General features: G+C 43.0%; 15 protein-coding genes. 3 read left to right on the top strand and 12 right to left on the bottom strand.

Going from position 1 to position 15,561, the window contains the following annotated elements; all coding sequences use genetic code 11:
• Positions 1-142 precede the first annotated feature (142 nt).
• The 10 genes from E0H80_RS12655 to E0H80_RS12700 form a co-directional block, all read right to left on the bottom strand.
• Entirely contained in the window at positions 143-973 is an 831-nt protein-coding gene (locus tag E0H80_RS12655) for an ABC transporter permease (protein ID WP_131366353.1), read from the bottom strand.
• Between the two features lie 22 nt (positions 974-995).
• Positions 996-1,829, bottom strand: coding sequence for an ABC transporter ATP-binding protein (locus E0H80_RS12660; RefSeq protein ID WP_131366355.1), 834 nt, complete (start codon positions 1,827-1,829; stop codon positions 996-998).
• 20 nt (positions 1,830-1,849) lie between these two features.
• A complete protein-coding gene (locus tag E0H80_RS12665; RefSeq protein WP_131366357.1) occupies positions 1,850-2,878 on the bottom strand; it encodes an ABC transporter substrate-binding protein in 1,029 nt (342 codons plus the stop codon).
• An 11-nt stretch (positions 2,879-2,889) separates the two neighbouring features.
• Positions 2,890-3,702, bottom strand: a complete 813-nt coding sequence (locus E0H80_RS12670; RefSeq protein WP_131366359.1) for an ABC transporter permease — start codon at positions 3,700-3,702, stop codon at positions 2,890-2,892.
• A gap of 2 nt (positions 3,703-3,704) precedes the next feature.
• Positions 3,705-4,547 (bottom strand): ABC transporter permease, encoded by an 843-nt coding sequence (locus tag E0H80_RS12675; protein WP_131366361.1) that lies wholly within the window; start codon positions 4,545-4,547, stop codon positions 3,705-3,707.
• Complete coding sequence (locus E0H80_RS12680) at positions 4,544-5,794, bottom strand: MFS transporter (RefSeq protein WP_131366363.1); 1,251 nt, start codon at positions 5,792-5,794, stop codon at positions 4,544-4,546. Before E0H80_RS12680 ends, E0H80_RS12675 begins: the two co-directional genes overlap by 4 nt.
• Before the next feature lie 15 nt (positions 5,795-5,809).
• A complete protein-coding gene (locus E0H80_RS12685) occupies positions 5,810-6,865 on the bottom strand; it encodes an ABC transporter substrate-binding protein (RefSeq protein ID WP_131366365.1) in 1,056 nt (351 codons plus the stop codon).
• Positions 6,866-6,897: 32 nt separating this feature from the next.
• Positions 6,898-8,379: a DUF3138 domain-containing protein gene (locus E0H80_RS12690; protein ID WP_131366367.1), complete on the bottom strand. Its 1,482-nt coding sequence runs from the start codon at positions 8,377-8,379 to the stop codon at positions 6,898-6,900.
• Positions 8,380-8,476: 97 nt separating this feature from the next.
• Positions 8,477-9,985: an amidohydrolase family protein gene (locus E0H80_RS12695; RefSeq protein WP_131366369.1), complete on the bottom strand. Its 1,509-nt coding sequence runs from the start codon at positions 9,983-9,985 to the stop codon at positions 8,477-8,479.
• Between the two features lie 296 nt (positions 9,986-10,281).
• Positions 10,282-11,130, bottom strand: a complete 849-nt coding sequence (locus tag E0H80_RS12700; protein WP_067864642.1) for an SDR family NAD(P)-dependent oxidoreductase — start codon at positions 11,128-11,130, stop codon at positions 10,282-10,284.
• Positions 11,131-11,361: 231 nt separating this feature from the next.
• On the opposite strand from E0H80_RS12700, the gene E0H80_RS12705 reads away from it, so the two are divergent.
• The 3 genes from E0H80_RS12705 to phoR all read left to right on the top strand — a co-directional run bounded on the left by E0H80_RS12705 (position 11,362) and on the right by phoR (position 14,386).
• Positions 11,362-12,072, top strand: coding sequence for a TetR/AcrR family transcriptional regulator (locus tag E0H80_RS12705; RefSeq protein ID WP_131366371.1), 711 nt, complete (start codon positions 11,362-11,364; stop codon positions 12,070-12,072).
• 218 nt (positions 12,073-12,290) lie between these two features.
• Positions 12,291-13,001 carry a phosphate regulon transcriptional regulator PhoB gene (phoB, locus tag E0H80_RS12710; protein WP_067864648.1) on the top strand — a complete coding sequence of 237 codons (711 nt, stop codon included), beginning with the start codon at positions 12,291-12,293 and terminating at the stop codon, positions 12,999-13,001.
• Positions 13,002-13,027: 26 nt separating this feature from the next.
• A complete protein-coding gene (gene phoR, locus E0H80_RS12715) occupies positions 13,028-14,386 on the top strand; it encodes a phosphate regulon sensor histidine kinase PhoR (RefSeq protein ID WP_131366373.1) in 1,359 nt (452 codons plus the stop codon).
• Positions 14,387-14,409: 23 nt separating this feature from the next.
• On the opposite strand, the gene E0H80_RS12720 is transcribed toward phoR, so the two are convergent.
• Both E0H80_RS12720 and E0H80_RS12725 read right to left on the bottom strand, forming a co-directional pair.
• Positions 14,410-15,057, bottom strand: coding sequence for a glutathione S-transferase (locus tag E0H80_RS12720; RefSeq protein WP_131366375.1), 648 nt, complete (start codon positions 15,055-15,057; stop codon positions 14,410-14,412).
• A 98-nt stretch (positions 15,058-15,155) separates the two neighbouring features.
• The gene (locus tag E0H80_RS12725; RefSeq protein ID WP_131366377.1) at positions 15,156-15,554 is read right to left on the bottom strand and encodes an OsmC family protein; all 399 of its coding nucleotides are present in this window, start codon (positions 15,552-15,554) and stop codon (positions 15,156-15,158) included.
• Between the last annotated feature and the right edge of the window lie 7 nt (positions 15,555-15,561).

Here is a 15,561-nt window from a genome sequence, read left to right on the forward strand (position 1 = left end):
ATGAATTTAATTTAAACAACATTTAAAAATCAAAAAAAAGTTATTATTTTTTTAAATTATCTTCATTTCATATTTTATTCAACACATAAAAAAGCAGTGAATCAACACTGCTTTTTTGCATTTTAATTCTGAGGTATTAATATTATTCCGATGGATTACGTTTCCAGGCGGTAAAGTATTTTTCTAGTCCAATCAAAATATAGTTAAAAGATAAGCCCACTAAGGTAATTACCAAAATCCCGACAAACATTTGTGGAATTTCAAAACTAAATTGTGAATACATAATCAGGTAACCCAAACCGGCTTTAGCCCCAAACATCTCAACCGCAACCAGTGCCAGGATGGAGATCGCCCCGGCTAAACGGATGCCCACGAAAATGGTCGGCACCGATGCCGGCAAAATCACTTTACGAAATAATTGATACGGTTTTAAACCCATGGTGCGCGCTGATTTAATCAGCAACGGATCAACGGTTTGTACACCGGTAATGGTATTTAAAAGAATCGGCCATGTGCATGCGTAAACCAAAAGACTGATTTTAGAAGCTTCACCAATTCCTAAAAATAAAATGAATAACGGCATTAATGCCAGCGCCGTGGTATTACGAAACAGCTCCAATAATGGGTTTAAGGTTTCTGCCACCAGTTTATACCAACCAATGATGAGACCCAGTGGAATGGCAATCGCCAAGGCCAAAACAAAACCAACAATCGAGCGTTGAATACTGGCGCTAAAATGCGTGCCCAGTTGCCCGCTTTGATGCAGCTGCCATGCGGTATCCAGCACCACAGACAATGGCGGTAAAAATGCAGGACTGACTACGCCTAAACGCGGCAAACTTTCCCATAATAATAAGAATAAGATGATGGCAATACTGCGTTTAAAAATCGTATTCAGCCAGCTCAGTTGCAGTCGGGGTTTTGCCGCAGTATAGGTTTGGCGATGCGGAATCGCCTGTTGAGTTGATGACATGATGAATATTCCTCTCATTTATTTATGCGTGAGCAAGCTGTTTGTCTTTTTCGAGTGCCTGCGCCTTAATCACTTCTTCGCTAAGCTGCGACCAAATTTGATGACGAATTTTGCCGTATTCAGCCGTTGAACGGATGTCCTCACCTTTGGCTTTCAGACTGGCTGGAATGTCGATAATTTCCTTAATCCGTCCCGGTCTAGAGGTCATAATTGCCACGCGTTGACTGAGAAAAATCGCTTCATCAATACTATGCGTGATGAAAACAATGGTCTTTTTAGACGATTGCCAAATCTTGATCAGCTCTTCTTGCAAGGTTTCACGGGTCTGCGCATCCAGTGCGGCAAACGGCTCATCCATCAATAAAATTTCAGGTTCATACGCCAGACTGCGCGCAATCGCCACCCGCTGTTTCATCCCCCCTGAAAGCTCAGTCGGATAATGCTTTTCAAAGCCTGAAAGCCCGACCAATTGCAGGTAATACTGGGCTTTTTCACGGCGTGTTCTTTTGTTTACACCTTTGGCCTCTAAACCAAATTCAATATTTTCTAAAGCGGTCAGCCATGGATACAGCGCGTATTGCTGAAACACAATGCCGCGATCTAAACCGGGTTGGGTAATTTGCTTGCCACTGAGCAAAATCTGCCCCGAAGAGGGTTTGGTCAGACCGGCAATCAGATCCAGCAAAGTCGATTTACCGCAACCACTAGGACCGACAATCGAAACAAACTCACCGTGCTGAATATCTAGAGTGATATTTTCAACTGCCACGAATTCGGGTTTGTAATTTTTGCTATTGGGATGATTTTGCGCAGGAAATACCTTACGCACGTGATCTAAATTTAAGGCACTGGTCATTGTTGTATTCCTTTCTAATCTTAATTCTTGAGCGTTGCATAAGGGTTGAATTCATTGCTGTAGAGCGTGTTGACATTCAATTGATTAGGTTTAAGTTTTTGCTCTTGCACCAAGGCATTGACCCATGGCTCGAAGTCTTGAGTTTTTTGTACGCCGCCCACCGCATGTACACCGGTTCCCGTGTAATACGGAATCAATACTTTGGTTTCATTACGTTGGCGTTTATCAATAATGCCTTCCATACGCGCCACAATTTGCGCTTTTGGCGTGTTGTGTAGCCACTCCTGCGCACGTGCCACAGCGCTGACAAAGGTTTTTGCGGCATCAGGGTGTTGGGCAATAAAGTCTTTGCGCATTGAATAACTACCCGCAGTAAATGGCCCATATAGCTCAATATCTTTAAACACTGGACGTACACCCCCACTCTTCAATGCACGTTTTTCCAGAATTCCCGAGAACACGGCAATATCAATTTGTCCATTACGCAAGGCTTGCTCGGCACTCACCGGTGGCAGCACAATCAGCTCAACATCACGAATCTCTTTTTCAGTTAAACCATGACGTAATAAATAATCTTTGACGATAAATTCGTAATGTGCGCCAAAGGCATTCACCGCGACTTTTTTACCAATAAAATCAAGTGCGCCACGAATTTTGCTATTTTCCAGCACATAGAAACCGGCATTCATCTCTTCATCACTGCCATACGAGGCAACCACAGGCACAACATCCAAACCTGCGGCAATGACTTTCACCACGGCGCCATTAAAGGCTGAAGCAAAATCGACATCACCTGAAACCAAAGTCAGTAAGTCTTGTGGGCCGCCTTGTACTGTGCCGACGTAATCCAGTTTAATTTTGCCCAGGTAGCCCAAGTCTTGCGCCAGTTCAGGTAGCGACACCAAACCTGGGTAACTTTGGTAGCGTAAATGGGTGACTTCTGCTGTAGGATTTTTATCGACCTGCTGCGTGCTACAGCCAGCAACCACACTTGCACCCATCACTGCAGCCAAGACCGCTTTTTGCCAAAATTTAGGAAGTATTTTCATTGTTATTTCTCCTAGCTACGCTGCTGCCAGCGCAGTATTTTTCGTTCTATACGGGCAAGGATGCTGTTTAAAATCACCCCGACAATACCAATGCTCAGCATGCCTAAAATGATCAAAGACACATTGAACTGTTCGCGACCACGAATCACCAAGTTACCGAGACCAACACCGTAATTGGCCAATAAAAATTCTGAGCCTACGGTTGCCAGCCAGGCGAAAATTAGGCCCAGTTGTAGACCAACAAAAATCTGTGGACTAGCTGCCGGTAAAATCAGTTTGCGGTAGGTATACAGTTTTGGAAATTGATAGACTCTTGCGACTTCACTGTATTTCGCGCTGATGCTACTTACGCCCTCTAAACTATGCAAGGCTACGGGATAAAATACCGATAAGGCAATAAATAGAATTTTTGCGCCGTTGCCATAACCTAAAAAGGTCGAGATCAACGGCAGCCAGGCAAACAGCGATACTTGGCGTAATACATTAAAGCTGGGCGCAAAAATCCAGCTGACCCAACGCGTAGTACCGAGTGCCACACCAAAAGCCACCCCCAAGCTTGCGCCAATGACATAACCGGTAAAATTACGGCTTAGACTTGCCACAAAACCTTGCCAGAATTCAGCTTGGCTAAAACTCTGGATTGCACCGCTCAACACGGTTAATGGCGATGGAATCAGTTTCGGATCGAGCCACTGTAAAGCTGAAGCCACTGCCCAAAGTGCAATAAAGGCAATCGGTAAAATCAAGGCTTGCAGCACTTTAAGACTTTTTTCAAAACCTGAATTTACGCTGATTGCTGATTTTTCAAGACTGAGTTCTGACATGATTAAGCCCCTACTCGCGTTGCGTAAAAACGAGCCAGGCGTTCAAAGGCAGCCAATACGCTGTCCAGAACAAAACCCGTCACACCAATTAAAATAATGCCCATGAAAATAATATCCATCTGCATGAGTTGACGTCCCCACACCATCAGAAAACCAATCCCTTCACTGCTTGCAAGAAGTTCAACAAACACCAAAGCTAACCAGGCTTGCATCACGCCTTGGCGCAAACCACTGATAATCGCAGGCAGGCTTGCCGGTAAAATTACTTTGGAAAAGCTTTGGAATTTGGAAAATTGATAGACCTGCGCCACTTCAAGCAATCGATTTGGCACTTGTTGAATGCCTTTAAAGGTCGCAATCAATACTGGAGAAAGCACCGCAAGCGAGATCGCAACAATTTTCAAGGCTTCATCAATGCCCAAAAAAATCATCAGCAGTGGAATCCAGCCAATAATCGGAAATTGCATCAGCAAATGAATACTCGGCAAGACAAAACGCTGCGCGCGTTGTGACAACGCAAACCAAATCCCAAGGCTCACACCAATACTGACACCTAAAGACACACTCCATAAAATACGTTTGGCACTGATCAAAAAGTGAAATTGCAAATCGCCCGACTGCCACAGTTCAACCGTTGTACTCCACACCAACTGCGGTGCTGGCAAAATCTGTTCCGGCAACCACTGTTTGAGCGTTGCCACATACCACACACCCAGCAACAACACCGGTAGCAGCAGACCACAAGCCAATTGCAAGGTTACTTTTAGGTACTTCTTAAAAAATTCAAATGCACTACGGTAACTTTGCCACTGTACCGAATGTGCGGTTACATTCGTAAGGCTCATGATTCTTGTCCTTCTGCGAGTTGTTGTGAATCATCAGGTTTTAAAAAGGAGATAAATGCCTGATCACGAGAGATCACTAAAATCAGTCCAATAAACGCCAGACCAATCGGTAAAAATAGATTTTGTAAGCCCAGACTGGCGCCAAATGCTGCACCTAAAAAGCCACCAAACAAACCACCAGCAGGACCCACCAAGGCCAAGATCGGTGAGATTTTTGCCATGGCGGTTTGCTCACCCACTTTGGCAAAGGACATAAAATTGGCAATGTGCAACATGCCCAAACCAAGTCCCAACATCAGCGATGCCGGCCACATCCAAAACGTCACTGGGGTAAGGGCCAAAATGAGTAATGCGCTGCTAATCAAGCTCAGTCCAATCCAGTAAAACTTGGCATAGCCAATCAGTTCGGCCAAACCGCCGAGTGTGAATAAGGAACCGACAAACACGATACCTTGTGTGGTGAGCAGCATCACCGCTATGGATTCAGACAGTGAAAAACTTTGAATGGCGATAACGACAATAAAAAAACCAAAATAATTATTCGCCACACTGCTTAAAAACTCTAAGGCACAGACCATACGCAGTGCTGTATGGATTTTGAGTAATGCCAGTGGTGCCACCACGTCACGCCATTGAAAACTTGGTGCATTGGCTGCGGTCTGATGAATCTGCTGAAAGCAAAATGGCGCAAAGATCAGTGTGCCCAAAAACAAAAACGCCACACAGTAAAAACTGCCGCTATAACCAAAATGCTGAATCAGTAAAACTGTTAAGGCAGGTGCGATCAGGAAAAAACCCATCATGTGTGAACCACGGAACCAACCTGCTTTGGCTGGCCCGAGGCGTTTTAAGTTGCTCAGGAAAACCGTATTAATCGAGACAAAGCGCATCGGTAAAACAAAGCTCACCAATGCCGTCACAATGAGTAAATACCATGCACTTTCTTGCAGCGGTGTCAGGGTATATAAACCTGCACCAATCACACTGCCCATACTAAAAACTTTCAATGAACCGAGGCGCTGCACCAAAACACCAATCGGCAGCGCCATAAACAAGATACCGACACTTTGTGCTGCAGCAATCAATCCAAGCTGAAGCTCAGTCGCTTCAAGTTGCACGGCGTACAATGAAATCAAGATACGGGCAACACCCACTCCAAGACCTGCAATAATCGTCAGCAGCACAAAACTGCCCATGAATTTCGCGGTTAAAGGGCTAGCGACGACGTTGCTTTCAATCGGATTCATGACCACATTCCTGAATTATTTAGGCTGGCCATTGGCATTAAATTGACGCCAATAGTTCTGCAAATTCAGTTCTTTTAAAGCATTGTTTAAATACTTCGGTTCGTACCAGGTCTTGGTATCGACATCACGGCGGATAAGTTTTGCATCTTTGGCAATTTTTAAAGCGCTGTCGATTTGTGAACGGTGAAATTCATCCAGTAATGGAGTGTTGCGATCTTTGAGGTTCCAGCCATCCCAGGTTTTTTGATAGTCAACCAATGGAGTACCGCTTTGTGACCAGAGCTTATATTGCGCCACACGGTTGGCTTCTTCTGAACTCCACTGTGCTTGTTTGATCAGTGTAGTGACGACACGTTGTGTCACTTCTGGATATTGTTTTTCAAAACTTTCGGTTACCCAAAAATGTGCAATCGGGGCAACTTTTGGATCCTTAATCTCAAGTAAAGTTTTTGCGACTCCACGTGAAACCAAACTAAATGGTGAAGTAATCGCGGCATCAATATCACCTGTTGCTAGAGATGTACGAGCAGAGTAAGCATCTTGGGAAATGACACGTAGATCACGTTCGGTAAAGCCATATTTAGCCAAGACACGGTTAAACACGATTTGTTGGTTTGTACCTTTAAAGATTGAAAACTTTTTACCTTTTAAATCTGCAAAAGACTTAGCACTTGATCCAGCAGGAACCACCACATAGGTTGGACCAAAACGCCCAGTCGAAAATAGAACCTTAGTTTTAAGTCCAGTAGAACGACCCACCAATGAAGGTAAGTCACCATGTAAAGCAAAATCGACTTTACCGTTGGCTAAACCTTCATTGGTTGCAGGGCCTGCACCTGGGAAGAATAACCACTTCACAGCAATACCATCTTTCTTAAATTCTTGCTCTAATACACCGCGTAAATGCGCTGAAGCGACAAAGCTACCCCCTGTTTTAGGCTTCCCACCTTCACCCGCACCTGACATAGAAATGCGGATTTCTTTGGGATTGGCTGCATGCAGTTGCAAGCTGAGTCCCAGTGCCGATAAGGCCAGGAATGTTGCGGCTATTTTTTTAGAAAAAAGTTTCATATTTAACGATCCTATTGAATTAAATGATTGAATTAAAATGTGTATTGGAATTGCGCTTGCAGTTCATTGGTGTCTTTCTGTGCCGCAGCCTCAATGTCATAGATGTAATGATTGAGCTGTAACTGAAATTTGGTGGTCTGGGCAAAAAACAGGTTTAAACCTAGTGAATGAATGTCGTATTCACCAATACGGCCACTTGCGCTATCGAGATAATCTTTTTGATTTTTATTTGGGTTATAACTGTCGTAACGGTAGTAACCTTGAATCGATTTCGGCCAGAAATCGTCAAATTTGGCATTGGATTTAATACTGTTATAGAACTGGTCACCCAAAGTATAAAAGGCGGTAAAAGTATGCCCTTCTGCTTTGGCTTCTTTAACCGCAGGCGCAGTCGTATTGATGTAATCAGTCTTGCCTTGCAGATATTCATAGGTCACGCCAAACGGTGCGTGGTTGTAATACACGTCAAAACCAAGGCGATCACGTTTTGCTTTGTTGTCAGTAATACCTGAGCCGGATAATTTTGCTTCGCCTTTGATATAAGACGCACCGACTTTGAATTCACGTAACCAACTTGCATAGTCGACAGGTAAAGTGAATGCCACACGCCCGATATAGTCTTTGCCGTTATTGTCATCGGTTTTGTTGCTACCATTACCATTGGTTACACCAATCGCATATTCAAATAACGGTGCACGATAATTTGAGCCATAATCAACAAAAGGTTTTGCATCGCCACGAACAATAAAACCATTTTGACGGGTAAATAAACCCAAATAAGTGGGTGCGGTTGCAGTGCTAATGGTTGGACGTAAATCCTCAGGTGACTGGACATCCAGACCAAAAGGCAGCAGTTGCTGACCTAATGTCAGATTCAGCTTAGAAATTTCTGCGCCGCCATTGGTCGACAGCACGTGATAACGCAAGTAAGCATCAAGCAAGTTAAAGTTGCTGTTATTGCTGCCATCGTTACGTTTTGAATATCCAAAAGAGGCTTGGTAATCGAGGTTTTTACCTTCGTTATAATCTTTAAATAAGTTACCGCGCACCCCAATTAATGCTGTACCGACATCAAAGGTTGATTTTGGCGTATTGGGCGCAGTGTTGTTGTCTTGCACATTGGCACGCAATTGAACTGTACCAAACAAAGTCGTATCACGCGCTGACTTTACTGTTTGGCGTTCGTACTGACGCGACTGATCATATTTATAGTTTTCTACATCGGCACGTAAACCTTCAATATCATCTGATGTTGCCGGTGTTGGAACAGCAGCCAATTCAGAGCCATTAGTATCTTCGCGGTTATAACTTTTTACACTGTCATTCACGGGTACAACGACAGCCGCTTTGACTGGAGGTTGTGCTTCAACAGCATTTAAGCGCTGTTGCAGGGTTTCAATTTGTTGTTTCAAACTGCTCAACTGCTGTTGTAAGTCAGCGTCGCCGGCAAAACTCACTTGGCTGGTTGCAGATAAAATTAATGCTACTGCAAGGTTTAACGATGATTTTTTCATATTCTCAATTCACTTCTTTTTTGTGCCCCAAAGCGCAAAGCTGCCCCAACCCCAAGCCAAGGACTTGGGGGTAAATGTAGGGCGTGGGAAATACGGGTTATGCGGCCTGTTTGTTCTTCAGTTTTTCTTCCACTTGCGTGCCTTTGAAGAAATCAGGATTGTTTGCGGTATAAAAACGGTAAGGGTTATCAAATACCAAGGCTTTAAAGTCAGCTTCAGTAATCGCACCTTCTTTGACTAAAGCCCAAGTTTCAGCCAAAGGTTCAGTCAGCTCTGGTACATCCCAATGACCTGAATCTGATGAAAATAAAGCATTTATTTTTTGATTAAATGGTGTTGCTTGAGGATGCAATGCGCCAACAATAGTGCGGTCATTAGCTTCGTTACCGAAGTAGAAGTTTGGTACCCAACGGTCAAAAATATCTTGTTTGTTTTGTACTTTAGCTAAAGCAAAGTCATTAATATCTTGCGGATTTTGCTCACGGTAATGGGACGGCAAAATAATGCCAAAAATATGCTCAAGAATTTCATCATCGCTATAGTCACGGCCACGGAATAGCTCTTGACCATATTGGCGATACAAACTCAGCACCAATTCACGATCAACATTTGCAGGGTTATATTGCTGAATATGCTCATTACCGCGTTTTTCAAAACGGTCAACCAAATGCGTCAATACATTGGCGCCCCAAGCTGCACCCGCTTCTAAAAGTGCGATACGCAATTGGGGGAACCGCTCGGTCACGCCACCAAAAAATAATGCTTTCGCCAATCCTTCAGATGCATCCGCAAAATGGTTAATGTGGTTAAACATGTAGTTGGTTGGTGAATTACGGGCCACCCAACTTTGACTGCCTGAATGGGTCGAGAGATTAGCCCCAAGATCAATACTCTTTTGCCAGAACGGGTCGTAATCATGTGCGCTATCGATGCCAAAAAAATCTAACCAATAGGCATAGCGACGTAGTTCTGCATCATCTGGGTATTTTTCAGCGATCGATTTTACCGGACGGCGAATCGAACCCGGAATAAGCGCTGTCTTTAAGCCCAAACTCACTGCATGTTGTAATTCCTCAATCCCTTCTTCTGGGGTATTTAAGGGAATAGCAGCCACTGGCGTTAAACGGTCGGCATAAGGACGATAAATATCCGCATGATAATGGTTAATTGCGCGCGTTAAGCTACGGCGTAAATCATCATTGCTTGAGTTAATTGGAAACAAAGAAATATTTGGGTAAAGCACCGCATAATCTGTTCCTTGCTCTTCTAGACGTTCATATAATAAACCCGGTAAAGACACCGTTGCCAAATCATAAGAGTTTTGTGTAGGTGAAGCCCAAAATGGTGGACGGAATAGACGCTTGTCTTGACGCTCTTGTGGCGTTGCACGATACCATTCTGCAGCCAGTACATTTAAACCATTACTGTTTAAATGTTCACGAAAGGTGTCAACTATTTTCGCGCCACCATATTGCGCAATATAGTCTTCGAGCAATGGACTGAATTCATTGGTATGAATATCCGTATCAATCACTGGATAATCCAGCTCTGCTTTCACTTCCGCTGAACGGGAATTTCTGGCTTTTAAAGCTTGTAAACTGGTCATGGCTATTCCTCTAATTTTCATTGTTCTGTGATTCTTATTTCGCAACAACCATGCCAACTAATTAAGTTATTGTTTTAAATAAATTTATCAATTTTATTTCAACTAAGCCTGTTGGTTTTAACGCGGTATATCTGTTGATATTTCAACACTTGCTTATTTAAATTCAGCTCGTTTCTGTATTTTTATTTCTTATTTTTAGATATAAGTGCTTTTTAGACTTAAATCCTGTTTTAGCCAGTTTTGGGACATTTCAGGCATAAAAAAACCCGCTATGCGCGGGTTTTAATATCTATGTTTTAAGCCGATTTCTTGTTCTTATTGCCTAGTTTTGTTGCCAATGCAATAACACGCTGATAACCGCTCGGCAAAATACGCTGCATCAAATCAACCGCTTTGGCATCATTACCAATCAATAAACGGCGTTTATCTTTTTGCACCGCTTCAATAATTTGACGGGCTGCTTCTTCAGGTGGACAGCGCAATAATTTATTAAAGGCTTTAGCTGATCGTTCCGGATGCATGCCTAAGCTTCGAATGCTGTCATTCATTTTTGCCGCATTGGCAATATTGGTCCGAATCCCGCCTGGGTGAACGCATAGCGCACTCACGCCACAGTTTTCCATATCCAGTTCCTGACGCAAGGATTCGGTAAAACCACGTACCGCAAACTTGGTGGCATTATACGCAGACTGGGTCGGTTGAGCCGTTAAACCAAACAGACTGGAAATATTGATGACATGCCCCTCACCCGATTTCTTGATTAAAGGCAAAAACTCTTTAGTGCCGTAAACTACGCCCCAGAAGTTAATATTGACAATCCATTCCAGTTCTTCGTAACTTGCCCCTTCAACGGTTGAACCCAGTGCAACCCCGGCATTGTTAAAAATCATGTTGACTGAACCATGATTTTGCACGGTATCTGCAGCCCATTCTTTCATGCCATCACGGTCAGCCACGTCCAGCTTCTTGGTGGTTACCCGTACATGACTGTCTTTAACCAGTTCGACTGTTTGCGCCAAACCTTGCTCATTCACATCACTTAAGGACAAATGACAACCTTGCTTTGCCAACAGAACCGCCAATTGCTGGCCAATCCCTGAACCTGCACCGGTAATTGCCGCAACTTTATTTTTAAAATTTTTCATGACACATCCTTATCCAGTTTTTTCTGCACCATTCACCTAAACATCTCGATTGTTTTTCTGTTGATGAGGTACAGTTCATTGATCCAATATAATTTTGACAATACGTATTGTCAATATAATATATGATCAATTGTAAGATCAAAGTGCATCTGGTCATTTGCAGCATAGGTCTACGAGTAAATTATTGTTAATATAAGGCAAAACCTAGATTTAATTCGGCACACCACATTTATGACTGAAGCATACGAAAATCTTGAAGAAAAACAAAATAAGCCGTCAAAAACCAAAGAACGTCAATTTAAAGGTTTGTCTTTAACTGAGCGTAAACAGCTACGTCGTGAAAAGCTGATTGAAGCCGGTATTGAAGCCTATGGTACACATGGTTTTTTTGCAGTGACGGTAAAAGATATTTGTAATGAAGCCAAATTGACCGAACGTTATTTCTATGAATCTTTTAAAAAAAGTGATGAACTTTTTCAAACCATTTTTTTAAAATTGATTGACCAATTGCAGCACAATGTCATGCAAGCCATCATGCAGGCATCCACCGATCCGCGAAAAATGATTGAATCCGGCTTAACCGCATTGCTGACCACTTTAAAAGAGAATCCACGTATGGCACGGATTATTTATATCGATGCCATGCTGGTGCAAGAACTGCATAATCAAGCCACCATTCATGAAACCATGTTGCGTTTTGACCGTATGATTCATGCCTTTGTCATGTTAATGATGCCCCATATTGACCGTTCTGAACGTGAAATTTCTTTGGTTGCAACCGGGCTAAATGGTTATGTCACGCAAATTGCCATTCGCTGGGTAGTCAGTGGTTTTAAACAGTCGATGCAAGAGGTTTTATCGGCTTGCAGTATTGTTTTCCTGTCACTGCTGGATACTTTTTCAGAAAAAGACAAAATAGTGAAAAAAGAAAGTTTATCTTAGGCTTGAGTTTAAAATACATACAAAGCTTTGAATTCATTATATTTATATAACTGATTTATTTTAATTTATTCATTTTGAAATATAAAAATTGTCACATTTCTTTGCGAAAATTGGCAGATAGCCCCTTTCTGCAATGATACTGTCATAATTAATCTTTGTAATAAGCCTGTCATAAATACAAAACGGTTCACCGTTAACATCAAATAGGATATTGCGTTGTGAAAGATGACTATATATTAATCGTCGATGACGAACTTCCCATTCGAGAGATGATTCACACCTCTTTAGACATGGCAGGCTTTCAATGCTTACAGGCAGAAGATGCCAAACAAGCCCACCAAATGATCGTGGATCAACGTCCTGCGCTTATTTTATTAGATTGGATGTTACCGGGGGGTATTAGCGGGGTTGACCTGTGCCGCCGCTTAAAACGCGACGAAAGCTTAAATGAAATTCCGGTGATTATGCTGACTGCACGCGGTGAAGAAGACCATAAAGTACAAGGTCTCGATGCCGGTGCAGATGACTATATGACCAAACCGTTCTCGACCCGGGAACTGGTGTCACGTATTAAAGCGGTATTGCGTCGCGCCAATGCCTTGAGTGGTGAAAAAACCATTGATGCCAACGGTCTGATACTTGATCCGGTCAGCCAGCGCGTCAGTTTCGGTGATAATATTTTAGAGATGGGCCCTACAGAATATCGTTTATTGGCATTCTTCATGACTCATCCCGAACGTGCCTATACTCGTGCTCAATTGCTGGATCAGGTGTGGGGTGGTAACGTATATATTGAAGACCGGACCATTGACGTGCATATTCGCCGTTTACGTAAAGTGCTGGAACCTTTTGGGGTAGACCGCTATATACAAACCGTTCGTGGCACAGGTTACCGTTTTTCTACCCGCGCAGATGTCGCTTTAGGTTAGTCGTTTTTTTAGGTAAATCGCGTTTTATGTATGAACCCTATCCCATCCCGGAACTAGCACGAGAACATAAACGGTTCCGCTACAGCAGTTTATGGAATTTTGCCAAGCAAGATTTACGTTTACTTGCCTTTTTACTGCTGATTGCAGGTTTAATGGGTATCGGGATGGGGTATTTCTGGATTTTTATTTTTATCGCTTTTGCGATATTTTTTGCTTTTCAATTACGTTCCCTATATTTGGTCAATGAATGGATTTCCAATCGCCCTTACGATGTCCCACCCAATTTAGATGGGATTTGGGGGGCATTACTGTTTAATGTTTATCGCGCACAGCGCCAAGAACGTATTGTACAAGCAGAAATGGTCGGCTTAATTGATCGCGCTCAATCTTCACTGGTTGCACTGGCCGAAGCGGTAGTTTTGATTGATGAATTACACCAGATTGAATGGTGGAATCCCGCAGCGGAAAAATTATTGGGAATACAGCCTTTAGATCGGGGGCGTAATATCTTAACCCTGCTGCGACAGCCAAATTTCATTGAATATTTCAACCATATTGACGAGGCGCCTGATGGCTTAAAAATGAAATCTTCCGCCTTTGAAGATCATTATGTACAAGTCAAAATGACCCGTTTTGGTGGCGAAAGTCGTTTATTGGTGGCTTATGATGTCACCCGTATGCATAATCTGGAACAAATGCGTAAAGACTTTGTCGACAATATTTCCCATGAACTGCGTACACCTCTGACCGTACTCAGTGGCTATATTGAAACCTTTACCGATCAGGAAGATTTAAATCCGCGCTGGAAACGTGCTTTTGACCAGATGCAGGCACAAACCAGACGTATGAATGCCTTGGTCAATGACTTATTGCTGCTGTCTCGTTTAGAAAGCAACAAGCAGATTGCCAAGAATCAGATTATTGAAATGCCAAGCCTGATGAACCAGCTGTTTGATGATGCTCAAGCCTATAACGTTGATTATCACCACACCTTGAATTTAGATATCGACAGTCATTGCGACCTGATTGGTTCAGATACCGAACTGGCCAGCGCCTTCAGCAACCTGATTACCAATGCCATTAAATACACGCCTAAAGGCGGAACCATTACCATGGGTTGGCATGATGATGGCGAGCACGGCATCTTTACGGTTGAAGATACCGGCATCGGGATTGACCCCAAACATTTGCCGCGTTTAACCGAGCGTTTCTATCGTGTCGATAGTGCGCGTAGCCGTCAAACCGGCGGAACCGGTTTAGGACTGGCCATTGTCAAACACGTACTCATGCAACACGGCGCACATTTAGAAATTGAATCGAAAGAAAATAAAGGCTCAACCTTTAAAGTGATCTTCCCGAAAGAACGTCTCTACTACATGAGTTAGAGGTACAGTACATCTGACTCAATCTAAACCAGGTTCTGTTCTTTAAACTTTGCGCGCTGATAAGCCGGACGCTCCGCCAAACGTTTTACATAGGCCGCGATATAAGGATATGACCCTGATGTTCTTGTCTGAATCGCCTCAAGTGGAAAGCCCATCTGAATATCGGCAAAAGAAAATTCACCTGCTACATATTCATGCTTCGCCAAATAATCTTCCAGATAGCTAATATGATCTTTTAAACGCGGTTGAATAAATCCGGCCTTCACTCCTGCTGTAATTTTTTTCGCCACCGGCCTTACCAGCCAGGGTACCTGTTGCGGTACATTATTCATCACCAATTGCATCACCAGTAAAGGCATCAATGAACCTTCTGCATAATGCATCCAATAGCGGTATTGCTGCTGATCTTTTTTATTCTGCTGTTTAAATTGCCGCTTTTGATCATAGGTTTCTTGCAGATATTGCAAAATCACCGCAGATTCGGCAATGGTTTGATCGGCATCGGTCAACACCGGCGCTTTGGCTAAAGGATGAATCAGTTTTAATTCAGGCGGTGCAGCAAAAGTCGGCAAGCGTTTATAAAACTTGACCTGATAATTCAGGGCCAGTTCCTCTAAGGCCCATAAAATTCGAAAAGAACGTGATTGATCCAAATGGTGCAATGTAATCATTATTTTGACCTCTATTTTTTCTGCTCTGACTATACGCACAGCGCTAAAAAAATGACATCCTGCTTTACATAAAATGTCATTTAGAACTGTTGATCAAATTAAATCAGTACAGTATGAATCTCTAGGCTACGCAACAAGGTTTTGGTCACCGGTGTTTTACTGCTGATGTCTAAAACCTTTTGTTTAAGCTCATCCGATAAGGAATGCGCAAAAGACAAACGCCGTTCAATCCATTCTTTGCCTTCTTTATTGGCATTAAAATCGGCTTCAACAGAAAATTCGCCCAATTCTATGCCTTTATGACTGGCATACATGCGTAGCGTAATCATGGTACAGGCAATCAGACCCGAACAAATCAAATCGTAAGGTGCAGGCCCTTGATCTTGCCCACCAAAATATTCGGGTTTATCAGTCATAAACTGGTGTGTGCCACTTTTGATCTCGCCTGACCAGGGTTCAGCCCGGCTATGTACTTCTGCATTTGCAATAATGGCCATGAGGGTA

Source organism: Acinetobacter sp. ANC 4779, assembly GCF_004331055.1.
GTDB lineage: Bacteria > Pseudomonadota > Gammaproteobacteria > Pseudomonadales > Moraxellaceae > Acinetobacter.